1 protein-coding gene is annotated in these 205 nt (G+C 64.4%); it reads right to left on the bottom strand.

Annotated features, from left to right (window positions below; all coding sequences use genetic code 11):
* The coding region (locus tag RM779_RS33605; RefSeq protein WP_311621576.1) for an acyltransferase domain-containing protein at positions 1–205 on the bottom strand (205 nt) is incomplete at both ends.

The following is a 205-nucleotide window of genomic DNA, read 5'->3' as shown; positions in this document are numbered from 1 at the left end:
CCACCCGTCACCGACGAATAAAACGGCACCCGACCCGACCCCGGCACCAACCCCGCAAGGTCTTCGAGAATCTGATCGCGGATCGCATCCACCTGAGCCGAATGCGACGCATAATCCACCGGAACCCACCGCCCACCCAACCCCACCAACTCATCCAGAGCCGCAACCTCCCCCGACACCACCGTCGACGCCGGACCATTCACCG

The organism is Streptomyces johnsoniae (assembly GCF_031845565.1).
In the GTDB taxonomy this organism is placed as follows: domain Bacteria; phylum Actinomycetota; class Actinomycetes; order Streptomycetales; family Streptomycetaceae; genus Streptomyces; species Streptomyces johnsoniae.
This window is presented reverse-complemented; position numbering and strand designations above follow the sequence as displayed.